Here is a 23,446-nt window from a genome sequence, read left to right as displayed (position 1 = left end):
GCACCTCCCCTACTGCGGCGTGGCAGGCGCCGCATTTTTTACGCTTCACAAGGAAAAAGGCCACCTTTCGGTGGCCTTTTTCGCCAGGAAGACGATTCATTTACACGATTTGCTGTTTCAACATGCTGTCCAGTCGGACCGTCTGGCCTGCACAGAGGGTCAGCCGTGTTTGTGCCTCGCCGCAGCGCAGAGTCCCCGTCCAGGGGCGGCTTGCAAAAAGGCACGCTTCCTCCAGCCTTCCCTGCTGCCAGCGCAGGTCCGCCCGAATGCCTCCGGTCAGGCAAAGTCCGTGTACAGAACCTCGGCACCATCCCGGCGGCAAAGCCGGCAGAAGACGCAGTCCCGCCGGACCGTTCTGGGCCAGGCAGTCGGCCATGGCCGCAGCCGCTCCCAGGTTTCCGTCGATCTGAAAAACCGGACCTTCTTTGCTGGGGTGATTATCCATCAGGTTTTCAAAGGTAGATTCGGTAAGCAGAGCCCGCAGATTCCGTTCCGCTTCCTCTCCCTGATGGAGATGGGCCCACAGCCCCACCGTCCAGGCGCGGCTCCACCCGGTGTACCCACCGCCGTGCGTCAGCCTGTACCGCAGGGACCGCTCCGCCGCTGCGGCCAGTTCCGGGGTCGCATCGGGGTCGATTTCATTGCCGGGGAACAGACCGAACAGCTGGCTAATATGCCGGTGTCCCGGCTCGGGTTCTCCCCATGGTTCAGCCCATTCCAGGATCCGTCCGTCGGGGCCGATGGCAGTGGGGCGCAGCAGCGGCAGAGCCGTCGCCGTTTCCTCTTCGGTTTTTCCGGTTTTTCCCAGCAAGGCCGCGGCTTGCAGGAAGCCGCCAAACAGTTCCCGCAGGATCTGCTCATCCATGGTGGCGCCCACACACATCCGTCCCACCGTGCCATCCGGAAGGAAATAGCTGTTTTCGGGCGAAACAGAAGGGTTGGTCACCAACCATCCGTTCCGGTCTTTTTCCAGAAAATCCAGGGCAAACCGTACCGCACCGCACAATGTGGTGTAGTGGTTTTCCAGCGTTTGCCTGTCGCCGGTGCGCCGGTAATGCTCCCAGAGGTGCGTTGCCAGCCAGGCGGCTCCCATGGGCCAGTAACTGCCGGGAAGCCAGCAATCCTGGGGTGCAGCGTCTGCCCAAAGGTCGGTGTTGTGGTGTGCACAGAATCCCTCGCAGCCGTACATCCGGCGGGCGACCCGCCCGCCGGGTCCCCGCAGCCGGTCCAGCAAATCAAACAGAGGCTGCTCACATTCGGCCAAACCGGTGCGGGCTGCCAGCCAGTAATTCATCTCGGTGTTGATGTTGATGGTAAACTTACTGCCCCAGGGCGGGTCCATACGGTGGTTCCAGATGCCTTGAAGATTGGCTGGCAGAGAACCGGATCGGCTGGAAGACGCCAGCAAATATCGCCCGTAGGCAAAATACAGTGCTTCCAGGCCAGGGTCCGCCGCCCCTTCAGCGTAGGCAGCCAATCGGGCATCGGTGGGCAGGAAACTGCGGTCCGCCCCGTCCAGTTCCAGCCCCGCCCGGGCCATCAGCGGCACAAAATCCTGTCGCTGCCGCCGGGACAGTTTCTCCCAGCCAAGTGTCTGCGCCTGTTCCACCATCCGCCGGCAGCCGTTTGCGGGGCTGAGTTCTCGGAAGGAACTGGCCCCTGCCACCAGCAGCACAACGCTGCGGGCATCCAGGACCTGCATGGTCTCCCCCAAAGCCTCCACCCGGCCGTCGGTTTCCGTCACCCGGACCATGGCACAGAACTTCAGGTCCTGTCCGCCGGAAAGCCAAAGGGTATTATTGCCTTCCCTGCCGCCGCGCTCATACCGCCAGCGGTCCCGGGTCAGCCGGATCTCCAGGGCGAGGCGCTTCTCCCCCTGTGCCGTCAGACGGACAGCCATGATCTGGTCCGGATAAGATACAAAGGTCTCCCGGGTATACCGGGTGCCGCCTACGGAAAAGGCCACACGCAGACGTCCTGTTTCCAGATCCAGTTCCCGGCGGTACTCCGACCAGGGCTGCCGTGCCCCCAGCCAGCTGATCCGCAGATCTGCCAGTGGCTGATAGCGGCGCTGCCCCTGCGGAACGGAAGTCAGGGCACGCCGGGCCAGGTCTTCTGCCTGAGCCACCTTTCCTTCCCGCAGAAGCTGCCGCACCCGTGGCAATGCTTCCGGGGCATCGGGATTCATCCGGTCCCGCTGTTCGCCGTTGGCCGTCTGGCGGCCCCCGTCCCAGACAGAGTCCTCATTGAGCTGCCAGCATTCCTCGTAGACGCCGCCAAACTGCATGCAGCCCAGCCGTCCGTTTCCGGCAGGAAGTGCCTGGTCCCACCGCCGGGCCGGGCGGTCGTACCACAGGATCTTGTTTGTATCGGACATACTGCTCTCCTTTCCCGCCCCGGCAGAGTTATTGCTGCAGGACTTTCAGCTGATAGAACCGCCCCTTGCGGGCCATCAGTTCTTCGTAGCTGCCCTGTTCGGCCACCCGGCCATCCTCCACCACCACAATGTGGTCGGCGCTGCGGATGGTGGACAGACGGTGGGCCACCATGAAGGTGGTGCAGCGTCCCATGAGCCGCTGTGTGGCCTGTGCCACCAGCTGCTCCGAGGCGGAATCCAGCGCACTGGTAGCTTCATCCAGAATCACGATCCGGGGATGGCGGATCAGGGCGCGGGCAATGGCGATGCGCTGGCGCTGCCCGCCCGAAAAGTTTCCGCCATGTTCAGACAAGCTGGCATCCAATCCGCCGGGAAGCCCTTCCACCAGGTCCCGCAGGCCGATCTGGTCGATGACGCGCCAGATTTCCTCGTCCGAAACACCCGGTGCGGCATAGGCAATGTTGTCCCGCAAGGTACCGGAGAACAGGATGGTGTTCTGAGGGACCACAGCCAGCTGACTGCGGTAGCTTTTCAGTTCCATCTCCGTCAAATCAATGCCGTCCACCGTGATCCGACCGGCATTCGGCTGGATGAACCCCATGAGCAGGCTGAGCAGGGTACTTTTTCCTGCACCGCTGGGCCCCACGATGGCCACGCTGCGCCCCGCCGGCACCCGCAGGGTAAAGTCCCTCAGGACCGGACCGGGAGCGTCGGGATAACGGTAGGCCACGCCCTCAAAGCAGACTTCCCCCCGCAGAGGTACGGGAGCAGGAATTTGTCCGTTGGGTTCCACCTCATCTGCTTGCATGATCTCATTGATGCTGGAGAGGGATTCCAGACCCCGGGCCAGTGTGGGGAAAAGATTGACCACCCCCGACACCGCCGTGACGATCTGACCGAAATAGTTCTGGTAGAGCACCACTTCACCGGCGCTGATGATCCCCCGGTAAGCCAGCGAACCCGTAAAGCCCAGGCAGATCATCTGGAAGAGCTGAAAAACCACCCAGCTGGTAGCTCCAAAAACCGAGTTGGTGGTATCCAGGCGAAATCCCGAATCCTTGACCCCGGCCAGCAGATGGTTCATCCGTTCTGCTTCCCGGTCAGCCAGGCCATAAGCCCGGGTAACGGGGACCATTTCCAGCATTTCCCCCACCGCGGCCTGGGTCTTTTCCATCTCCCGCCGGAAACTGCGGTTGGAGCGGCGGATGGGACGGCGGAAAGCCCCCACCGTACACCCCGCCACCGGCACCGCCAGCAGATACAGCCAGAGAATTCGCGGGTCATTGAAGGCAGTGACCACCACCGCCGCCGTAACGCTGGTGACCAGCGGCACCAGTGTGCCGAAGCAGGAACGGAGCATCTGCTCCACATTTTCCACGTCCCGCATGACCTTGGAGAGAAGCCGTCCCGACTGGGTACGGGTGTGGAACTGGACCGACAGATGCTGGAGCTTGTCCACCATGGCCCCCCGCAGTTCCATCTCGATACCGCGGGTCAGGCCGGAGTACGCCCGGGTATGCAGCCAGGCTGTAAGAACGTTCTGCGCCACAAAAAGGCAGCCCACCGTCAGGTTGATCCAGAATTCTCCCATGGTATGGTGTGCGGGATCGGTCACGATGTTGATGATATTGGCGGTGACCACCGGCGTCACGTAGGCGGGCGCATGCTTGATGACGAACCAGAGCACCGCCCAGAAAAGCTGTCCCCAATGGCCGTGGTAGAGCGCCGCAATCTGACGCAGCGAGCTCATGGACACAGGGCGTCTTCGATGTTCCCCGTCTTTCATCATAAATCACCCATTTCCAGCTGGTCAAGCCGGGCCGCACCGCCCACGGCATAGACGCCCAGCATCGTACCGGTGAAGCGCTTTCCGAAACCCACGCCTTCATCGGCCAGACATTCCGCCCGTTCCACCAGGGCAAGAAGACTCCAGGTCTTTCCATCGGTACTGTACAGCAGGCGGCGGGTGAGGTTTTCCGCTTCCATCCGCAGCCAGACCGGTCCTGCCGGAAGGGCTGCCCGGCCCAGGACCCGGTCCGCTCTGCCGTCCCGCATACGGGCGACCAGCTCCCCGGTCTCTGCCTCCCGGCCCAGCAGAAGGAAGGAGAATTCATCATAGTAGGCAGCCAGTCCGGCGTCTCCTTCCGATTCCAGCAGCCGGGCGCTCCAGCGGCAGCACAGCGCGGTCTGGCGCCGGTAAAGGCCCGCCCGACTGTCCCGTTCTTCCAACGGCAGCGGGCTGCCCGGCAGGGTGAGGACACCGTCTTCCCAGCGGGCGCCCGTGGGACAGCGCTGGCTGGCCCAGAAGGTGTTGGGAGCCTCCGGGTCCGGGCTCATGGGAGCAGGCTCAAAGAACGGCAGCGCAGGGCGGCGCTGCAGCGCCGACGGTCCCCTGCCACGGTTCACCACCGGCCAACCGTCAGCCGTCCAGCTCACCGGGTCCAGGCCGGTTTCTCTGCCCAGGGGGGAGAATCCATCCACCGGGCGGGCACAAAGGTATACCACCCACCAGTCTCCCGCCTGGGTTTCCACAAAATCACCGTGCCCGGATTTCTGCAGCAGCGCCGCAGGGTCCCGCTGCTGCAGCACCGGGTTGTGGGGGCACCGCTCGTAGGGGCCGCGCAGATGGCGGCTGCGCCCCACCGTGATATGGTGGCCCATACCGGTCCCGCCTTCGGCCAGCAGCAGATAGTACCACCCGTCCTTCTTGAACATGTGGGGTCCCTCGCTGGCCCGATGGTCCTGCCCGCCCCAAATCAGTTCCGTCGGGCCCAGCGCGGTGCGGGCATCGGCGCTGAGGGGCACCAGCCGCGCACCCCGGTTGAGCAGCATATACCGGCTTCCGTCATCATCGGTGAAAAGGGAAGGGTCGATGCCGTCGATTTCCAGTACGGCGGGCGGGTCATAAGGTCCCTCCGGCCGGGCTGCGCTGGTAACAAGCTGGGCACGGGGATGGGGGTCATTGTCGTTGCGGCGCAGGGTCACCGTCACATAAAAACGCCCGTCCTGGAAAGAAATGTCCGGCGCCCAAAGCCCGTGGCCGCTGTCCAGTCCTTCCAGCAGACCGGGGGCATTTTCCTGGGTAAAGACATAGCCGATCCGCTCCCAGTGGACCAGGTCCCGGGAATGAGAGATGGGCAGGGCCGGATACCAGGTGAAGGAGGAGTTGACCATATAGTAATCCTCCCCCACACGCACGATGGACGGGTCCGGCATGAATCCGGGCTGTACGGGGTTTTTGAAGCCCTCTTCCGCCCCGAAACCGGCTGCCGCTGTCAGATAGGCTTCCCCAGCAGCGTTGCCGAACCGGCGGGCGGTTTCCAGTGGAGTTTCGCCATGGCCGTCGCTTTCCAGGGGATCAAACCCCAGGCGTTCCACCAGGTAGGCCAACAGGGAAGGGCTGCCCCGCCGCGCCGCATAATGCAGCACACCGGCCCCATCCCGGTCACGAACGGCCACTTTGGTCACGGTATCTTCCACCAGATACCGGATCAGGGGTTCGCTGCCGGTTTCCATGGCGCGGAGCACCACCGGAACGCCCTGGTCATCCGACGCATTCATAACGGCGGGATGGGCTGCCAGCCATTCCCGGGCCAGTTCCGGCCGGCCGGTTTCCAGACGTTCCACATACTGTTGTACTTCCATCGCAGGCTCCTTTCAGATTCCGAACCGGGCGCCGTCGAACCGGGCGCTGCCGGAGGTAGGACGGTTGAGGTGATTGCGTGCAAACAGGCCGGGCCGTGCCCCCGACCAGGTGGATTTGTCCGCCGGGCAGGCAGGACCGATCACGGTGGGGGTGGTCCCGGGGATGGCCCAGGCATAGCGCACCATACCATCGGGGTCAAACCGCAGTTCCAGGGATACGGTGTTGCCCCGGAAAGGCTGTTCCGCCGCCACCTGCTCCACCGCCACTCCCTGGGCGGTCCGCTCGGTCACAAGACCCCGGGTCAAAACCAGTCGGTATTCTCCCCCCGTGCGGCGCAGGGAAAGAGCGGAATAGCGGTGCCCCATCACCGTCAGTCCGGCCTCATCCCCATCCTCCCCGTCTTCCAGGGTCAGGGTGGTGCGCATGGTGTATTGCTTTGCAGGCGCGATCTGGGTCAGAACATTGGGCATATACCACAACAGGCTTTCTCCCCGGGCACAGGGCGGCATAAAGAGCCGCAGCCCGTTCTCCACCCGGTACCATTCCTGCCGGGGATTCCCCTGCCACTGCCAGCACAGCGCCAGGTCGGGGCCCTCAAAGCCGTCATCCGGCTGAAGCGGATGCTGCGGCAGGGCAGCGGGCAGAGGCAAAGGCCAGCTGTCCACCGGTTCCCCGATGCCGTCCCCGTCCCGATCACGGCCCATGACCGGCCAGCCGTCCACCCAGCACATGGGCTGCAGGTGAAGGATACGCCCGTGGACACCGGCATCCTGGAAATGGAAGAACCAGTCTGCGCCTTCCGGGGTCGTGACCCATGCGCCCTGATGGGGTCCGTTGACCGTGCTCAGCCCCTGGTGGAGCACTACCTTGGCCTCATAGGGACCAAGCGGGCTGCGGCTGCGCAGGACTGTCTGCCAGCCGGTGGCCACCCCGCCCGCCGGGACAAAGATATAATAGTATCCTTCCCGCTTGTACATTTTGGGGCCTTCCATGGTGGGATGCAGCTGGGGATTGCAGTAGACCTGAACGCCGTCATCCAGCAGGCGGGAAGCATCGGGCGACATGCGGCAGACATCGATACGGTGCTTGATGCCGCAGCGGCTGTTGGCAAAGGCGTGGGCCATATAGGCGTTCCCGTCCTCATCCCAGAAGGGGCAAGGGTCGATCCAGCCCACCGTTTCGCGGATGCAGTGGGGTTCGCTCCACGGGCCGCGGGGGTCGGTGGCGGTGACCACAAAGATTCCCTCGTCAGGCAGCGGAATAAAGACGTAGAACCGCCCTTCATGGTACCGGATGGACGGTGCCCAGCTACCGCAGCCGTGAGCAGGCAGGTCATACCGGGCGAAGGGCAGACGGGGCAGGCACCAGCTGAGCTGTTCCCAGTGGATCAGGTCCCGGGAATGGAGCAGCGGCACACCGGGCAGGTAGGTAAAGCTGGAGGAGACCAGGTAATAGTCCTCCCCCACGCGGATCACATCCGGGTCGGAGTAGTCCATCTCCAGCACGGGATTTTCATAGCAGTCTTTGTTCACACAGTTGTACAGCATGGCTTTCTCCTTTTATTCGGGCAGTTTTCCCGTCACGGTTTGGTCAGCGTCAAAAGCGGGACCGCGGTGTCCGATCACGGTGACACCCTCCACCAGCAGTTCCCGGGCATTGCGCAGCATGAATCCTGCGCCGCTCACCGTTTCCAAGCCGCCCATCATGGCCGGCACCCCCGGTTCCGCACCGGGTTCCATCTCAATGCGGCAGTCCCGGATGGACAGCCCCCGCACCGGGCTTTCCGCCAGCCCCCAGCAGAAACCGGCCGCAGCCCGCACCCCGGTGGCAGTGACCCCGCTGATGCTGATATTGCCGAAGAAGGGCGTGCCGCCGTCCACCGGATAGGGGGTCTTTTCCCATACCCAACGGTCTTCTTCCCTGGTACCGCAGCAGTAATACATGTTGAAGACAAAGGGGCAGAGCACGCCGTCCATGACCAGATTGGAGAAGCGGAGATTTTCCACCCGACCGCCCCGGCGGCGCCGGGTCTTGATGCGGATTCCTCGGTCAGTGCCTGTAAAGACACAGTTTGTCACAGTCACATTGCGTACACCGCCGCTCATCTCGCTGCCGATGACAATGCCCCCATGGCCATGGACCAGGCAGCAATCCGCAATGACGATATTCTCGCAGGGGGCAGGGGCGGGGGTATCCTCGGTACCGGATTTAAGGGTGATGCAGTCATCCCCCACATCCACCCGGCAGCCCAGGATACGCACATCCCGGCTGCTTTCCGGATTGATGCCGTCCGTGTTGGGGGAATCGTAGGGATTGCTGATGGAGATGTCCCGAATGATCACATCCGCACAGCGAAGCGGATGGACCGTCCAAGCAGGGCTGTTCTGCAAGTGTACGCCCTGGATGCGCAGCCTTGTGCAGTCCTCAAAATGCAGCAGGTAGGGCCGTCCATGCTGTAGGGTCCCGGCCCGGTGCGCAGCCCACCAGCCGGCACCGCCGCCGTCAATAACACCCTGCCCGGTTACGGCCACATCCTGCGCCCCGAATGCGGAAAGGCAGGGCTGGGGGCGGCGGGTGATCCGCCCTTCATACTGGCATTCCTGCAGCGGAAAGGCTTCCGGCTCCGCCACAAAGGCGATGACCGCCCCCGGTTCCAGCCGCAGTTCCGTGTGGGAGAACAGGCGTACAGGACCGGTTTCATAGCGGCCTGCGGGCACCCGAAGCACACCGCCCTCCGGACGCAGGGCTTCCAGCGCAGCGGCAAAGGCTTGGGTCCAGTGCGCCCCTTTTTCGGGGGCAAACTGTGTCAGATCAATGGTCATGGTTTCTCCTTTCACCAGGCGGGGCCCGGCAGACAAAATGAAAGAGGGGAACGGGAAAGCTCCCGCTCCCCTCCTTCGTTATCACACAGAGGACAGAGAATAGTTGGTGATCAGCTGTTGGCGTTCATTTCCTCCAGCGCGGTGGACACACCGAGAGCTTCCGCCTGGGCCTTGTATTCGGCCACACCTTCCTCAGGAGACATCTGGCCCATCATGACGCGGGCAAAGACGTTGAGACGGGTGGTGGTCAGATCCGAATTGATCATGGTACGGGTCTCGGACACCGGGAAGACATACAGCGGCTGGGCATAGGCGTCAACCACAGCCAGAGACTCGGTGATGGCAGGTTCAAGGTCCATGTTCTTGTCGGTGACGGTGAGGGGGTTGGTGCTCATCCAGGGAGTGATCCAGGCCTTGCGGAAGGTTTCTTCAGGGTTGGAGAGGCTGGGCTGAGGAACCAGCTTGTCGCCGTCCTGGACCCAGTGGACGCCTTCCACACCGCTCTGGAAGAGGACCTGGCCTTCGGCGCCGTCATGGGCATACTCGATGAAATACTTGAAGATGGAAGCGATCTCTTCTTCGCTGAGCTTGGAGGAGATGACCTGAACGGAGGGAGCGCTGTACAGGTAGGTGGCACCCTCGATGGGGGGAATGGCCACGACTTCGGCTTCGGGGACATTCTGCTTGACGCGGCTGGTCAGGGTCTCACCCCAGTTGCCGCCCCAGTAGGCGAAGACGCCCACACCGCCGGAATACCATTCGTCACGGCAGGCACTGGTGGTGTTGGTGACCACTTCGGTGTCGATGAGGCCGGCGGCATACGCATCCTGCACACGCTGCAGGGCTTCCACCATGTTGTCCTGTGCCATTCCGTCAACCCAGACGCCGTCCACCTTGGTGTAATCCAGGGTGGCGCCCTGGAAGAACTCAGCCATATTCTGGGCAATGTTCACATTCTCCATGGCGGGAGCGGTGTAGGGAACGGTGCATTCGGGGATCTCGTTCTTGAAGCGGGTCAGCATCTCGATGAATTCATCGTAGGTGGTAGGAACATCCATGCCCAGGCGATCCAGCCAATCCTTACGGACGTAAGTCACGCAGGCGGAGGGAACTTCGCGGGGAACGCCGTAGATGCGGCCGTTGAGGGTCAGGGAATCCCACAGCGCGGGGTCGATCTTATCGTACAGGCCGCTCTCCTTCACCAGATCGGTGAGGTCTGCGATGGCCCCCTGCGCAGCGTAGGTGCCCAGATGAGCACCGTCCAGGTCAAAGGTGTCGGGGACAGTGTCGGAAGCATAGGCCAGTTCCAGCTTGGTGTAGTATTCGTTGTTGTCGATGATCTGCAGGTCCATGCCGATGCCGGTCTTTTTCTCAAATTCCTCGACCCACAGGTCGGTGCCTTCTTCCAGCTTCATGCCGTCGTGGACCCACCAGGTAATGGATTCCGGCTTGGCGGCATTTTCATAGGCATTGCCGGCAGTCTCGGCGGAAGCCGAGGCAGAGCCGGTGGAACCCGCGGCACCTTCGGACGAGGTGGTGCCGGAAGCGCCGCAGCCCGCCAGCAGGGTGGCAAAGCTGGCCGCTGCCAGCAGCATTGCGATTTGTTTTTTCATCGTTGGTTTTCCTCCTTCTATGGGGTCGATTGGTTCTATTGTACACGGCGTTTGCGCTGCGCCGCAATACCAAACAGAGGGTTATCCCTTGACGGCACCCAGGGTCACGCCCTTGGTGAAATACTTCTGGACGAAGGGATAGATCAGCAGGAACGGCACCACAACCACAACCACGGTGGCGGATTTGAGCATTTCCTGTGAAAGGGTGATGGATGTACCTGACAAACCGTCCTCCAGGATGAGGGAACGAACCTTCACCTGGAAGTTCTGCCATTCGGGGTCGGTGATATAGAGAATGAAGTGCATGTATTCATTCCACAGACCCACGGCGATGAACAGGCCCACCGAAGCCAGTGCCGGCTTGGACAGGGGAAGCATGATCCGCCAGAACGCGCCGAAGGGCGAGCAACCGTCAATGGCAGCGGAGTCAAAGAGTTCCCCGGGGATGGAGGCAAAGAAGCTCTTCATCAGGATGGTGTTGTAAGCGCCTACGCTGCAGGGCACGATGACGGCCAGCATATTATTCATCAGGCCCAGGTTCTTGATGGTCAGGTAGGTGGGGATCAGGCCGCCGTTGAACAGCATAGTGGCAAGAACCAGCTTGCCCATGAGCCGGTGGCCGGGCATATCTTTCTGGATCAGCACATAGGCGCCCATGGTGGTGACCAGCAGACCGAAGATGGTGCCCACCACCGTGGTGTAGATGGAAACCAGGAAAGGCTGGTACAGGGTGGAGTTGCGCACGATCATCTCATAGGCGCTGAAATCCACCACCCGGGGAATCAGGCGGACACCATAGCTGGTGGGGTCCACCGAATCCACCAGAACCTTGATCAGGGGCAGCACCATCATGCACATGAGCGCGCCCAGCAGGGCAAAGTCAAACATCAGGAAAAGAGTCCGGCCCCGGTAGCCTTTGGCAAAAGAGAACCGCTCCTTGGAATTGAGACCCATTTACAATACCTCCTCGCCGGTGATCTTTTTACTGAGTTTGTTGGCAACGGTGACCAGCACCACCGAGATCACCGATTTGAACAGACCGGCTGCCGTGGAAAGACCGTACTGGGAACCGGAAATACCCATGCGGTAGACATAGGTTTCCAACACATCCGAAACATTGATGACCATGGCGTTCTGCAGTACCCACACGGGGTCAAAGAGGTTCAGGACCTTGGCCAGGTTCAGGATGAACACCGTCACGATGGTGCCGGAGATGGACGGCAGGGTCAGATGGATCACGCGCTGGAGCCGGGTGGCACCGTCAATGATGGCCGCCTCGTGCTGTTCCATATCCACCGAGGAGAGGGCGGCCATATAGATGATGGTGCCCCAGCCGATCTCCTTCCAGCAGGAGATGACGTAGAACACCGGACGCCACCAGTTTTCGTCAGCCAGGAAATAAATGGGCGTACCGCCGAACAGCTCGATCACACCGTTGATCAGGCCGTTTTTGGGGGAAAGGAACATGGTGAAGATGGACGCCACCACGACCCAGGACATGAAGTGCGGGATATACAGAATGGTCTGGGAAAGTTTTTTGAACCACTTGCAACGGATCTCATCCAGCATCAGGGCCAGCAGGATGCTGCACGCCATGCTGAAGATCAGTTTCAAGGTGCTGATCTGCAGGGTGTTGAAGAATGCCTGCCAGAATCCGGCCTGGCTGAAGAGTTTTTTGAAGTTGGCCAGTCCCACGAAAGATGGGTCCTTGAAGGGGGTGTAATCGGTGAAGGCATACAACACGCCGACCATCGGCAGATAGGAAAAAACGACCAGGCAGATCAGCAGCGGCAGGAACATAACATAGAAGGCGCGGTACTTTTTGACCTTTTGCCAGGTGGAAAGACCGATGCGTTCTTCCTTTGCTGCGCTTGCCTTTATCAGGGTTGGCATAGGAAAAGGCTCCTTTCTTCATTTCGTCAGGCGGCTGGGTTGGGGTGCCGGCCTTCGCTGTTTCCACCATACCACGGCCCGGGCCGACGAAAAAGGGGCGGCTGCCCGCATGATGCCATCTGTTCCATGCCAAAAAAAGGGAACCGTTGTTCCTGTGGAAAAACGGTTCCCTGCATTCTATGTTGTATCGTTCTTTTCTTTCAGCGGCGGTATTCGCTGGGGCTGACGCCCATCACCCGCTTGAAGGCACGGCGGAAAGACTGAATGCTGTTATATCCCACCATATGGGAAACATCGGTGACCTTGGTACCGTCCTCCAGCAGGACCCGCGCCGCCTTGACGCGGAGCTGTTCCAGATATTCGGCAAAGTTGATGCCGGTCTCCTTCTTGAATATGGAAGACAGATATCCTTCCGAAAGGCCGAATTCCGCGCTGACCATGGCCAGACAGAGGTTGGGGTCCCGGTAATGCGTCTGGATGTACCCCTCAATGGCCCGGACATTTTCGCTGCGCCGGGCGCTCTTTTGGCGGACGGTATCTTCACACAGCGCATGACACAGGCTGTTGAGGGCTTCAAAATAAGGTTCACAGTCACCGTGGAAGGCAAAGGCCAGCCGGTTCAGTTCGGTCAGTTCGGGACTTTCCTCCGCGGCCACCTCCATACGGGCAGCCAGGATCTCCACAATGCGCCGGCTGAAGCGCTGGAACTGGATCCGTCCCAGATTCCGGCGGACGAAGTTTTCCTGCTGCAGAAGCCCCAGCACAGTTTCCACAGCGGCACCGTCCCCGGACCGCAGCCCCTGTACCAGGCGATCTTCCACAATATAGGGCAGATAGTACAGGTCATCCACCTTGCGGGCACAGCTGTACACCACAACCGGGTCGCTGCCGTCGTTTTCACGCAGGGCAGCGCTGGCTTCCTCACTGTTTTTCCAGAAATCCATCAGGTCGGTGCAAGGCGTACTGACACCCCAGCAGGCTTCCACCTGATAATTGCGATGGAGCCAGTCCACCACATCCCGCAGGATCTGCAAAAGGGGTTCCTGGTTTTTGATATCAAAGATATACAGTGTGATCAGGGTACTGCGCTTGTACGACCAGACCTCCCGGGCACACCGGGCGTCGATTTCGGCGCTGACCGCCTGCTGCAGGATCCGGGCCTCCTCCACTGTCTGCCCGTCGATTGCGTCAATATCGATCTGGGGGTGCAGCCGCATCACCGCCGCGCAGTAAGTGCCGCCGGTGAGGGAAAGCCCCGCCCTGCCGGCCATATACTCCATCTCACTTCGAGAAACAAAGTCGGATTTGAGAAGATCGTGGAAAAACGCCTTGCGCAGTGCCGGTTTTGCCTGTTCTTTCTGAAGCTGAAGGTTTTTGTTGTCCTCCAGAAGGCGGCGCACCGCGTCACCGATATGGTCCAGGTCCGCGCTCAGCCCTTCCTCCGTTCTGCGCAGAGCCCGGGCCATCGCGTTCACCGGACGGCCGCTGCGCAGGGAGAAGTACAGAGAGATCAGGCATCCCAGTATGCCCGCCAGAAGGGTCAGCCCCAAAGTCTGGATGGACAATGCCGTCAGTTTTCGCATGGCCTCCTGTTCAGGAAGCACCAGGACCATCCACAGCCCCAGCCGTTCATCGGCTTTGACGGTCCAGATCAGGTTGCTGCCTTCCTGCCGGGCTTCGGCCTTCTCCAGCCAGTGGCTTACCGGCGTGGTTTCTGTCAGCCCCAGCCGATCTTCGCTGTACACCAGCTGTCCGTTTTCGTCGCAGACCAGCAGGGTATAGTCCTTGTACTCTTCCAAAAAGGAAAACTGCTGCCGTATTTCATCGTGACCGATCCGAAAGTACAAGGCTCCCAGATATTGCCCCTGAAACGGCAGTGTGCAGGGGAAGATGTAGTACAGGTCCCCCGATTCATTGCCCCAGAAGCGGGGGTAGGGATCGGTGCAGGTGCTGAGCGTCTGCCACTGGGCATCATCGATATTCCAGCTGTCCAGATACTGGCGGAACACCCCCGGCCGATAAACACTGCCCCGGTACAGGACTCTGTCCAGATTCTGAAAATACAAAAAACTGCTCTGGTCCAGGGCTTCTTCGTGATACAGAAGATATTCGGTATAATCCTTGACCGCCCGCTGGGCCAGGAAGGCATAATTACTGTCTTGGGGGGAACTGCTTCCCAGTTCCCGGATGCTGTCGGTGTTGATGACCTGCAGCCCGATGATGCGCAGGGTGACCAGCCGGTTGGTCACCGCATCCACCGCCTGTTCCATGGCAAAGCCGCTGCTTTCCAGAATATCCTGCCGGACAATATCCAACGCACTGTGGAATCCGCTGGCACAAATGATCATGACAATCCCCAGCGTCAGCAGATGTGCCAGAAGGAACCGGATTACCGAATTTTCCCGCAGTGCATGGCGCAGCCGCCCCGGAATGAAAGCCCCGGGGGAACCTGTTGCTTTTCTCGGCCGGAATGCCAACACGATCCTCTCCTTTTCTGCTGATTGCCCAAAACTGTGCATTTCAGTATAACATAAAGCCTATTTCCCCGCCACCGTTTCACGGCAGTTCCCAGGGAACATTTCTTCACCCGGCAGGGAACACTTCTTCACATTATTCGTTTTTACGTTCTTTTTTTAACAAGGAACCTTTTTGCGTTCCGGTCAGCGGACACTTGCCCGCCCCCTTTGCATCAGGGTATAATAAAACCGTTCACAGTCAAGGCAGCCTCTGCCGAAAGGAGTTCCTCCCATGCAAAACCAGCCGCAAGCCATCTGGTGGATCGGGGATTCCACCGTACAGCACAACCGGATCGACACCTGGCCCCAGTGTGGAATGGGGCAGGTCCTGGAATTGTATCTGCGCCCCGGCATCCCGGTGCACAACCATGCCCGCAACGGCCGCAGCACCAAAAGTTTCCGGGAGGAAGGACTCTTTGCCCCGGTGGAAGCAGGACTGCGTCCCGGGGATCTACTGCTGATCCAGTTTGGCCACAACGACGAAAAGAAGGAAGATCCCAGCCGGTTCACCTCCCCCGAAACCTACGCCGCCAACCTTCTGGCCTATGCCCGCACCGCCCTGGACCGGGGCGCCCTGCCGGTGCTCATCACCCCGCTGGTCCGACGCCGCTTCCAAGATGGTCGGTTGCTGCCCACCCATGGTCCCTGGCCGGATGCAGCCCGCCGTCTGGCAGAACGGGAACATCTGCCCCTCATCGACCTGACCCGGGAAAGCGCAACTTTGGTCGGGGCAATGGGACCCGAAAACAGCCTTTCCCTGTATATGCACCTAGCCCCCGGGCTGTACCCCGCCTATCCGGACGGCCTTGCCGATGATACCCATCTGCGCTATGAAGGCGCAGTCCGTTTTGCCGGGTTGGTAGCTCGCGGCCTGATGGAACTAGGCGATTCTTACTCCGCTCCACTGCTGCCTCAGTGGAACGGCTCTCTCCCAGCTTCCTTCTCCCATTTGGGATGATTCACGCAACCTCTCCCCTCCAAAACCCGCCTCCTTATTCTCGCCAACCAACTCTTCGTTTCAGGCGGTGCACAGTGTGAACCACGCTCTTCTTACTTCTAATAGTTTCTGGCATGTCAGCCTTGAAAAACTGATTGTACCCCAATGCTCACACAATTCTTAAACCGAAGCAAAATCAATCCGCCATGGTAGCCGATCAGACGGCAGAAGGATGGCAAGAAAAGCGGATCGGATAGACTACTGGCTGACCACCATTTGGCCGTGTTTTCTTCCCATCCGGTTCCGTGTGTCGTTTTTTACGTCCCAACATTCTTTTATAACCACCACATACAGCGCCGGAAGTTGTGCACACCACACAATTTCCGGCGCTGTATCATCGCATTTTCCCGTCTATCACAGTTCTCCGACCCGAAAGGCCGCAGGTTCGAATCCTGTCAGCCGCACCAAGAGCAGCATCTTTGTGGATGCTGCTCTTTTATTTTTATGGCATCGGCCATACTTGCGAATAGGAATGAGTATTTTGGGCTGGTACGAAATTAGCGATTCTTGTATAATAGAAATTATAAGATTCCGCACTGGAGGAATAATGTTATGGCCATTTCGCAAATTGTCTGGTCGTTGGATGACCAGAAGCCGTTGCAGGCAGCCAAACTGAAGGACGAGGCAGAACTGGAAGGGTTGCTCTATGCCCACATCGAACTGCTCAATCCCAACTGGCTGGTGATCGGCCGTCAGATCACCATGCCCTCCGGAAAGAGACTGGATTTGCTCTGCATGGACCAGGATGGCGACCTGATCGTGGTGGAACTGAAAAAAGAACTGACCCCCAGAGAAGTTACGGCACAGGCTATCGACTATGCCGCCTCGGTGTCAGAATTCACCCCGGCAGTGGTAGCTGACACATATCTGAGCTATGCCAGGAAGTGGCTGCAGAAGGAGCAGAATCTGGACGAAGCCTTCCAGGAAAAGTATGGCGTGAAACTGGATGAGGAAATCATCAATCAGCAGAACGTCAAGATGGTTCTGGTTGCCACCGATATGGACAGCAGCACCGAGCGGATCATCACCTATCTGCGCAACACCTATATGGTGGATATCAACATTCTGTTCTTCCGGATTTTCAGCTACGACGACAAACGGTTCATCAGCCGTGCCTGGTTTGCGGAGGATGCCGAGGAAGCCCCTGCCCCGGTCAAGACCACCGGGAAATGGAACGGTGAGTACTATGTCTCCTTTGGGGCGGGTTCCCGCCGGTGGGAGGATGCCCAGCAGTATGGCTTCATCTCCGGTGGTGGCGGTTCGTGGTACAGCCAGACGCTGAATATGCTGGAGCCCGGTGACCGTGTGTGGGTCAACATCCCCCAAACCGGATTCGTAGGCGTAGGCATTGTGGAAGAACCGTCCACACCGGCCAAAGAGATGCACTTCCTGGTGGATGGAGAAGAAAAAGGGCTGAAGGAACTGCCGCTCCAAGGGCAGTACCTTTACCACGCCGATGACCCCGAAAAGGCAGAATATATGGTGAAGGTGCGCTGGCTGAAAACTGTGCCGGCCACCCATGCCGTGAAAGAAACCGGCTTCTTCGGCAACCAGAACACTGTTTGCCGTCCGCAAACCGACAAGTGGAACTTCACTGTGCGGAGGTTGAAGGAAATCTGGCATATCGAAGATTGAAAACCAAAAGCGGCACGGATCGAAGGAACACTTCGGTCCGTGCCGTTTTATGTATGTCGTTTTATAACCCCATCACCTTTCCCAGCTTTTCCTGTGCCTCTCAGTTGGTTTTATCAAAGGCATGGGCATAGATATCCAGTGTGGTACTGGGCTGGGAGTGACCAAGCAGTCCTGCAACGGTGCGGACATCCACGCCCTGGGCAATGAGCAGGCTGGCGTTGGTATGGCGCAGGCTTTGGACAGATAAGTTTTGAGGCAATCCGTTTTCCTTGAGGATTTTCTTGAAACGGAAGGTAAAGGTCGTGGGCACCATGGGATCGCCGCTCGGCTGGCGGAAGAGGGTTTCTTCCTCCGTCAGGGTCTGCCCTTCTGCCTGTTCCATCTGCCAAGTACATTCCTGCTTCCACGCTTTCAACAGCTTGCACATCTCTTTGCTGATGTACACCTTCCGGTTGTCGGGCTGCGGCAGCGCAACGGGGTTTGGGGAGATCCCCCAAATTTGCGTTTGGATATCCAAACGCTATGCTAGCAAAAGCATCTGCCAGCAGATTGGGCCCCTTGCCTCCCAGTAGGTGGGAAAATCCAGCTGGGAGAGTGAATCCTGCTATGATTCACTCTCTGCTGACATTTCCTATTCACTCAGAAAAAGTAAATCTTATTAAGATTCACTGCTCCTTTTCTCGAAAAGCATAGAAAAGAGAGGCATAAAACTGCTACAATACAAACAAAAAGACGCCGATCAACGGCGGCGGAAAGGAAATCAGGATGCCAACGATTTTGATTGACGCAGACGGCTGCCCGGTGGTGGACCTGACGGTGCGAATCGGCCGGACCCACGGCGTGCCGGTGAAAATCCTGTGCGATACAGCCCATCGCATTGAGCGTGAGGGCGCCGAGACGCTGGTCTTTGACAAGGGAACTGACAGTGTGGACTTTGCTCTGGTTAACCGGGTACAGCCGGGAGATATTGTCGTTACCCAGGACTATGGGCTTGCCAGTATGTGTCTGGCCCGACGGGCCCGGGTGCTCAACCAGAACGGTCTTGAGTACACGGCCCAGAATATTGACGCTCTGCTGGCCCGTCGGCATGAAAACAAAAAACTCCTCCGTGCCGGCAAACACCCGAAAGAGCCCGCCAAACGCACGAGGGAGCAGGATGAGGCTTTTATAACCATGCTGGAAGCAGTTCTGAAGGACATCTGAGCACATAACTTAAAGTGTTTCCCTTTGAATCACATATTTCCCTTTTCGGATAAGAGTGCACCATATGTGATGGCTTGGAAGGAATTTACAATTCGTCTGTGTGGAAGGCAACCAGCAGACTGTAAATCTGCCACGTTAGAAACATCATTTCTATCCACGCCCTCCTTGCGGAGGGCGACAGGTTGATTAAGAGGCGCTCCATCAACTGGCACCAATTTCTATCCACGCCCTCCTTGCGGAGGGCGACGCAGGCAAGGAAATATCCGGGTCAGCGATCAGAAGATTTCTATCCACGCCCTCCTTGCGGAGGGCGACCCGACCACGCCACCGGCAAACAGAAAAACACAGGTATTTCTATCCACGCCCTCCTTGCGGAGGGCGACGGGGGGTGGGAGCAATATACAATATTAACAATCTTTATTTCTATCCACGCCCTCCTTGCGGAGGGCGACACGAATAGCAACAACCAAAAGGCAGACAGCCAAAAATTTCTATCCACGCCCTCCTTGCGGAGGGCGACGCAGGGGTCCCGACGTCGCTTGCCGTCAGCAACCATTTCTATCCACGCCCTCCTTGCGGAGGGCGACGCAAAGTTGACAAACTACAATCTGACCTGCAGGCCGATTTCTATCCACGCCCTCCTTGCGGAGGGCGACAGCTCGTCCAGAATCCAGTCCAGGTTTAAGTCGTGATTTCTATCCACGCCCTCCTTGCGGAGGGCGACCTGCCCGACATTTTGCTGGAACATTTGCCAGGTCGATTTCTATCCACGCCCTCCTTGCGGAGGGCGACATCTCGAAGCTGCCGTATTCCAGCCGATTGTCGTGATTTCTATCCACGCCCTCCTTGCGGAGGGCGACCGTCGTCAGGTTCCGCGTGGAACACACCTGATAGGATTTCTATCCACGCCCTCCTTGCGGAGGGCGACATCTGCGACTTCCGGTTTCGCTGCGTTCTTCGCCGATTTCTATCCACGCCCTCCTTGCGGAGGGCGACCCTCCTTTAGTGGGGTCACGCGGTCTTGTTATCGATTTCTATCCACGCCCTCCTTGCGGAGGGCGACGCGGTATCGGATATCTGTATCTATACGGACAAGGATTTCTATCCACGCCCTCCTTGCGGAGGGCGACCGCATGTTGGAATAATGCATGGTAAACGCACTCCAATTTCTATCCACGCCCTCCTTGCGGAGGGCGACGCCGTACCGCATCAAAAATCGGGCGGTGGTGTCCACATTTCTATCCACGCCCTCCTTGCGGAGGGCGACGTCCGACGGCTTGGCGCTGGCGGCCTGTTCCTTATTTCTATCCACGCCCTCCTTGCGGAGGGCGACGCCGGACCGCGTCCTGGTATTGGTGCACCAGGCAGATTTCTATCCACGCCCTCCTTGCGGAGGGCGACCTGACAATGGATTCTTGCCGTTTATCTGCTGCCTTATTTCTATCCACGCCCTCCTTGCGGAGGGCGACGGCCGGATGGACCTGCACGGTGGGGCTTGACTACGCTATTTCTATCCACGCCCTCCTTGCGGAGGGCGACCGGGGAGTGTTCCTGGCCGAAAGACGCCGCCGTCTGATTTCTATCCACGCCCTCCTTGCGGAGGGCGACAAGGAAGTGGCGTCGTTCTTGAAGGTCTGCTCAAATTTCTATCCACGCCCTCCTTGCGGAGGGCGACAGCAAAAGTGTACAAAAACTGCTTTCACTTTTGCATCAAAACATCAAAAATTTTCTTCTATAGCCATAAATTATGCCGAAGTAGTAAAAGAACAATCCAAAAACATCTTGATTTGCCTGTTGTTTCAGGTGCGAACCTCCCGGTGGATTTCTGAGAGCTGCCCTTTCGCACCATAAGCATCACAAGAGCAAAAGATCATCTTGTGCCCATTTGGGAGAAACTCCAAGCTGCTCCACTTTACTTTTATACTGGTTTCCCAACCGGTAAAAACGCAGACTGTCCTGCTCCGGGTCGACGAGGTCTGCCAACTGGGCCTTGAGTTGTGCATACTGGGCAGCATCCAGCAGACATTCAAACACCGAGTTCTGCACCCGCTGTCCGTGATCCACGCAGGCTTTGGCCACCTTACGCAGGCGTTTGCGTCCGGCCGCAGTTTCGGTGTTGACATCATAAGTGATCAATACCAGCATAAGTCCCCTTCTTTCATGCTATTTCCAGAAAAAAGGAGGATACACATCCAAATCTCCCCGCAAAGTGCGAGCCAGTAAAAGGGCCTGCACATAGGGAACCAGCCCCCAGGGGATCTTTTCGCCCAGAAACGGATGGGTGAGAACCTCCTGTTTGCGTTTCTGCCAAGCCGCCAGAAACGCTTTCCGCCCCGCATCGGTGAGCAGAACAGCGCCGCTTTCCTGCCGCTGGCAATGTTTGGGGATCACGATCTTCTGGTTGATGCAGGAGAGCACAAACCGATCGGCAAAGACAGCTCGCAGCTCTTCCATCAAATCCAGAGCCAAGCTTTGCCGGCCCGGACGGGATCGGTGAAGAAATCCCACATAAGGGTCCAGGCCAACGCCCGCCAACGCAGCAGCACATTCACGTGCCAGCAAGGTATAGGCAAAAGAGAGCAGCGCATTGACAGCATCCAACGGTGGACGGCGGCTGCGGCCGTGGAAAGAAAATCCATCCCGCTGCTGCAAAATCATACTGTCGAACACCGAAAAATACCGCTGGGCCGCTTCCCCCTCGAATCCATTCAATTCTTCCAGGGTAACTACTGTCTCCAGAGCAGGCAGAGTTGCCGCCAACTGTGCCGATACCTGCTTCATTTTTTCCACCGGCACCCGTTGGGGATGGTCCCGGGTGGCCCGTTCCAGAACCCAGCGGGCGTTGTATACTTTGCCCAGAAGAAAACAACGGGCATACCGACAGCTCATAGAAGGGTCATCCGCCACGCGGTACTGTTGTTGGCGCAGCAGCACATTTCCCCGCTCTTCCCCCACAGTACGGGCCAGGAAACGCCCGTTGGGGCTAAAAAAGACCAGATCCACCCCGCGCCGGGCACAGGCCCCCATCAAGGCGGGAGAAGCTCCTGCGTAAGTAAAAGAAAGGATCCCTTCCAGGGTATGCAACGGAAAGCGTGCCATCTCGGTTTTGCCCCGGTTGACCACTACGGTTTCCCCATCCAGGGAAAGATAGCACTCCGGCGTCAAGACAAAGAGGGTATTCAACAGTTTTCGCATGGCGTTTCCTCCCTCAGGGCTTCCCGGATATGGTTGCGGATATATCCGCCAGCATCTACCTTCCGGCAGAGTGTCGGCAGGCAGACTTCTTTCAAGGAACATGCGTTGCAGTGTTTGCCCGGCCGCACCTTGGGGGTATGCCCCCGGGCAAAACAGTCGTTCATCTCGGCCGCAGTACGGCGGGTGGCCTCCCGCAGTTCCGGGGTGAATTCCACCATTTCCCGTCGTCGGTCCGCGGCATAGTACAGGGCACCCCGGGGCACGTCACACACCAGCATCTCCTCCAGAGCCATGGCCTGAGCACAGAGCTGCAGCCGGTCGGCATCGTTTTGCTTGGAGGTGCCGTGCTTATATTCTACCGGCAAGGGCAGCCACATTCCTTCCTGCCCTTGCAGCGGCACACCGTCCGGGTCGGCATGGAATTCCACCACATCACAGATGCCGCGAAGGCGCAATGTATGAGATACCACCCTCATTCCCCGTACCGTCAGCAAATTTCCGCGCTTTTCCCGCAGGGTATCGTCATGGCAGCGAGCATGGTCCAGGTGACCTTCGACAGTACGCAGATTTTCCTGCCATTGCTGCTCCAGGTGAATCAACGCCCACTGGCGGCGGCAGAAGCAAAAGTGCTGAATGCCTGACAGCAGCAGGTATTCCTCGCTCATCATCCCATCCGCAGGCAGGTCACACCTGCAGGCAGGGTATCCGTCACCATGACGGTATAATCCTGGTAAGTGCGGGGCACCGTGACGCCTTCCTTGCGAGTAACCTGCACCGCGTCAAACAGCTTGTAGGCAGGGGCGTTGCCCAGCTCAGAATCATGGCGGAACACGATGAGTTCCCGCACGGCCATCTTGCCCCGCGCGGCACTGCGGTCATTTTCAAACATATTCAGGATGGCCTGCCACAGCAGTTCCAGGTCCTCCTCCGAAAAGCCGGTGGTCTTGCGGGCCAGGTTGGCAGACACATAACCTTCGGCCCGATAGAGCCCGTAGGGCACAATATACTTGCGGCCCATCTCGGTGCCCTTCTTCTCGGCGTCGGCCTCGGTGGTGATGGCCACACGAGTGATGGTAACTTCCTGAGGCAGGATGGGATCCACACTGCGGGCAAAGCTCAGCTGTACCGGGCCGCGTACCTGGCCGCAGTTCAAAGCCCCCTTGACAAAGGTGGTCATCACAGCACCGAAGGTGCGGATGTCATAGAAATTCTGGCACATGAAGTCCCGGATCTTGCCGTCCAGGGAAGGGTCCTCCTTTTTGGCCGCTTTCAGGTCCCCCTGCACGCCCAGGTAGGCCAGCGCCTCGGCATCGCTGCGCTGCAGCGGCACCTGGTCCTTGATATAAATGTGGTAGCCGGGGGCATCCTCCTTGGCGGTTTCCACATAATTGCGGATCTTGCGTTTCAGGCAGACATCGGTCACCAGGCCACAGCCGGTCTCCGGGTCGATGCGGGGCATGTTGCCGGCGTCGGGGTCGCCGTTAGGGTTGCCGTTCTCCACATCAAAAAGAATAACGAAATCATAGCGGTTATGGATGGCTTCGGACAT

17 protein-coding genes and 1 CRISPR repeat array are annotated in these 23,446 nt (G+C 59.0%); of the genes, 3 read left to right on the top strand and 14 right to left on the bottom strand.

Translation table 11 applies throughout. The annotated features are described in order from the left end of the window. Positions 1-100 precede the first annotated feature (100 nt). The 9 genes from AC127K_RS08255 to AC127K_RS08215 form a co-directional block, all read right to left on the bottom strand. On the bottom strand, positions 101-2,377 hold the full coding sequence (locus AC127K_RS08255; protein ID WP_483720194.1) for a glycoside hydrolase family 95 protein: 2,277 nt from the start codon (positions 2,375-2,377) through the stop codon (positions 101-103). A gap of 28 nt (positions 2,378-2,405) precedes the next feature. Then, positions 2,406-4,166 carry an ABC transporter ATP-binding protein gene (locus AC127K_RS08250; protein WP_483720193.1) on the bottom strand — a complete coding sequence of 587 codons (1,761 nt, stop codon included), beginning with the start codon at positions 4,164-4,166 and terminating at the stop codon, positions 2,406-2,408. Further along, positions 4,163-6,022 carry a family 43 glycosylhydrolase gene (locus tag AC127K_RS08245; RefSeq protein ID WP_483720192.1) on the bottom strand — a complete coding sequence of 620 codons (1,860 nt, stop codon included), beginning with the start codon at positions 6,020-6,022 and terminating at the stop codon, positions 4,163-4,165. Before AC127K_RS08245 ends, AC127K_RS08250 begins: the two co-directional genes overlap by 4 nt. Before the next feature lie 12 nt (positions 6,023-6,034). Beyond that, positions 6,035-7,570 (bottom strand): glycoside hydrolase family 43 protein, encoded by a 1,536-nt coding sequence (locus tag AC127K_RS08240; protein ID WP_294542346.1) that lies wholly within the window; start codon positions 7,568-7,570, stop codon positions 6,035-6,037. 12 nt (positions 7,571-7,582) lie between these two features. Then, a complete protein-coding gene (locus AC127K_RS08235; protein ID WP_294542345.1) occupies positions 7,583-8,845 on the bottom strand; it encodes a glycoside hydrolase family 28 protein in 1,263 nt (420 codons plus the stop codon). 110 nt (positions 8,846-8,955) lie between these two features. Further along, positions 8,956-10,458 (bottom strand): extracellular solute-binding protein, encoded by a 1,503-nt coding sequence (locus AC127K_RS08230; protein WP_483720191.1) that lies wholly within the window; start codon positions 10,456-10,458, stop codon positions 8,956-8,958. A gap of 81 nt (positions 10,459-10,539) precedes the next feature. Continuing rightward, positions 10,540-11,412: a carbohydrate ABC transporter permease gene (locus AC127K_RS08225; RefSeq protein ID WP_483720190.1), complete on the bottom strand. Its 873-nt coding sequence runs from the start codon at positions 11,410-11,412 to the stop codon at positions 10,540-10,542. After that, a complete protein-coding gene (locus AC127K_RS08220; RefSeq protein WP_483720189.1) occupies positions 11,413-12,351 on the bottom strand; it encodes an ABC transporter permease in 939 nt (312 codons plus the stop codon). It abuts the gene before it with no gap. A gap of 200 nt (positions 12,352-12,551) precedes the next feature. After that, positions 12,552-14,828 (bottom strand): helix-turn-helix transcriptional regulator, encoded by a 2,277-nt coding sequence (locus AC127K_RS08215; protein ID WP_483720188.1) that lies wholly within the window; start codon positions 14,826-14,828, stop codon positions 12,552-12,554. A 271-nt stretch (positions 14,829-15,099) separates the two neighbouring features. Here AC127K_RS08215 and AC127K_RS08210 point away from each other — a divergent pair, with 271 nt between their 5' ends. Together AC127K_RS08210 and AC127K_RS08205 are read left to right on the top strand one after the other, a co-directional pair. Further along, positions 15,100-15,825: a rhamnogalacturonan acetylesterase gene (locus AC127K_RS08210; RefSeq protein WP_483720187.1), complete on the top strand. Its 726-nt coding sequence runs from the start codon at positions 15,100-15,102 to the stop codon at positions 15,823-15,825. 591 nt (positions 15,826-16,416) lie between these two features. Then, positions 16,417-17,499: an endonuclease NucS domain-containing protein gene (locus AC127K_RS08205; protein WP_483720186.1), complete on the top strand. Its 1,083-nt coding sequence runs from the start codon at positions 16,417-16,419 to the stop codon at positions 17,497-17,499. Between the two features lie 100 nt (positions 17,500-17,599). On the opposite strand, the gene AC127K_RS08200 is transcribed toward AC127K_RS08205, so the two are convergent. Further along, positions 17,600-17,926: a tyrosine-type recombinase/integrase gene (locus tag AC127K_RS08200; protein ID WP_483722182.1), complete on the bottom strand. Its 327-nt coding sequence runs from the start codon at positions 17,924-17,926 to the stop codon at positions 17,600-17,602. A 338-nt stretch (positions 17,927-18,264) separates the two neighbouring features. Here AC127K_RS08200 and AC127K_RS08195 point away from each other — a divergent pair, with 338 nt between their 5' ends. Further along, the gene (locus tag AC127K_RS08195) at positions 18,265-18,702 is read left to right on the top strand and encodes a YaiI/YqxD family protein (RefSeq protein ID WP_483720185.1); all 438 of its coding nucleotides are present in this window, start codon (positions 18,265-18,267) and stop codon (positions 18,700-18,702) included. A 146-nt stretch (positions 18,703-18,848) separates the two neighbouring features. Further along, positions 18,849-20,377: a CRISPR direct-repeat array (repeat unit 33 nt; unit sequence ATTTCTATCCACGCCCTCCTTGCGGAGGGCGAC). A gap of 179 nt (positions 20,378-20,556) precedes the next feature. On the opposite strand, the gene cas2 is transcribed toward AC127K_RS08195, so the two are convergent. Genes cas2 through cas7c form a run of 4 tightly spaced genes read right to left on the bottom strand, consistent with a single transcriptional unit; the run spans position 20,557 to position 23,446 of the window. After that, complete coding sequence (cas2, locus tag AC127K_RS08190) at positions 20,557-20,847, bottom strand: CRISPR-associated endonuclease Cas2 (protein ID WP_483720184.1); 291 nt, start codon at positions 20,845-20,847, stop codon at positions 20,557-20,559. A gap of 18 nt (positions 20,848-20,865) precedes the next feature. Continuing rightward, positions 20,866-21,897, bottom strand: coding sequence for a type I-C CRISPR-associated endonuclease Cas1c (cas1c, locus tag AC127K_RS08185; protein WP_483720183.1), 1,032 nt, complete (start codon positions 21,895-21,897; stop codon positions 20,866-20,868). After that, positions 21,882-22,562 (bottom strand): CRISPR-associated protein Cas4, encoded by a 681-nt coding sequence (gene cas4 / locus AC127K_RS08180; RefSeq protein ID WP_483720182.1) that lies wholly within the window; start codon positions 22,560-22,562, stop codon positions 21,882-21,884. Before cas4 ends, cas1c begins: the two co-directional genes overlap by 16 nt. Then, the gene (cas7c, locus tag AC127K_RS08175; RefSeq protein WP_483720181.1) at positions 22,562-23,446 is read right to left on the bottom strand and encodes a type I-C CRISPR-associated protein Cas7/Csd2; all 885 of its coding nucleotides are present in this window, start codon (positions 23,444-23,446) and stop codon (positions 22,562-22,564) included. The genes cas4 and cas7c overlap by 1 nt, the downstream gene beginning before the upstream one ends.

Source organism: Subdoligranulum sp. DSM 23681, from assembly GCF_057005535.1.
This window is presented reverse-complemented; position numbering and strand designations above follow the sequence as displayed.

Bases quoted from the DNA above. Each gene is read 5' to 3' on its own strand.
- AC127K_RS08210 (WP_483720187.1), top strand. From the start codon at position 15,100: ATGCAAAACCAGCCGCAAGCCATCTGGTGGATCGGGGATTCCACCGTA.
- cas7c (WP_483720181.1), bottom strand. From the start codon at position 23,446: ATGTCCGAAGCCATCCATAACCGCTATGATTTCGTTATTCTTTTTGAT.
- AC127K_RS08230 (WP_483720191.1), bottom strand. From the start codon at position 10,458: ATGAAAAAACAAATCGCAATGCTGCTGGCAGCGGCCAGCTTTGCCACC.
- cas4 (WP_483720182.1), bottom strand. From the start codon at position 22,562: ATGAGCGAGGAATACCTGCTGCTGTCAGGCATTCAGCACTTTTGCTTC.
- AC127K_RS08220 (WP_483720189.1), bottom strand. From the start codon at position 12,351: ATGCCAACCCTGATAAAGGCAAGCGCAGCAAAGGAAGAACGCATCGGT.
- AC127K_RS08195 (WP_483720185.1), top strand. From the start codon at position 18,265: ATGCCAACGATTTTGATTGACGCAGACGGCTGCCCGGTGGTGGACCTG.
- cas2 (WP_483720184.1), bottom strand. From the start codon at position 20,847: ATGCTGGTATTGATCACTTATGATGTCAACACCGAAACTGCGGCCGGA.
- AC127K_RS08225 (WP_483720190.1), bottom strand. From the start codon at position 11,412: ATGGGTCTCAATTCCAAGGAGCGGTTCTCTTTTGCCAAAGGCTACCGG.
- AC127K_RS08235 (WP_294542345.1), bottom strand. From the start codon at position 8,845: ATGACCATTGATCTGACACAGTTTGCCCCCGAAAAAGGGGCGCACTGG.
- AC127K_RS08250 (WP_483720193.1), bottom strand. From the start codon at position 4,166: ATGATGAAAGACGGGGAACATCGAAGACGCCCTGTGTCCATGAGCTCG.
- AC127K_RS08240 (WP_294542346.1), bottom strand. From the start codon at position 7,570: ATGCTGTACAACTGTGTGAACAAAGACTGCTATGAAAATCCCGTGCTG.
- AC127K_RS08200 (WP_483722182.1), bottom strand. From the start codon at position 17,926: ATGTGCAAGCTGTTGAAAGCGTGGAAGCAGGAATGTACTTGGCAGATG.
- AC127K_RS08245 (WP_483720192.1), bottom strand. From the start codon at position 6,022: ATGGAAGTACAACAGTATGTGGAACGTCTGGAAACCGGCCGGCCGGAA.
- cas1c (WP_483720183.1), bottom strand. From the start codon at position 21,897: ATGCGAAAACTGTTGAATACCCTCTTTGTCTTGACGCCGGAGTGCTAT.
- AC127K_RS08205 (WP_483720186.1), top strand. From the start codon at position 16,417: ATGGCCATTTCGCAAATTGTCTGGTCGTTGGATGACCAGAAGCCGTTG.
- AC127K_RS08255 (WP_483720194.1), bottom strand. From the start codon at position 2,377: ATGTCCGATACAAACAAGATCCTGTGGTACGACCGCCCGGCCCGGCGG.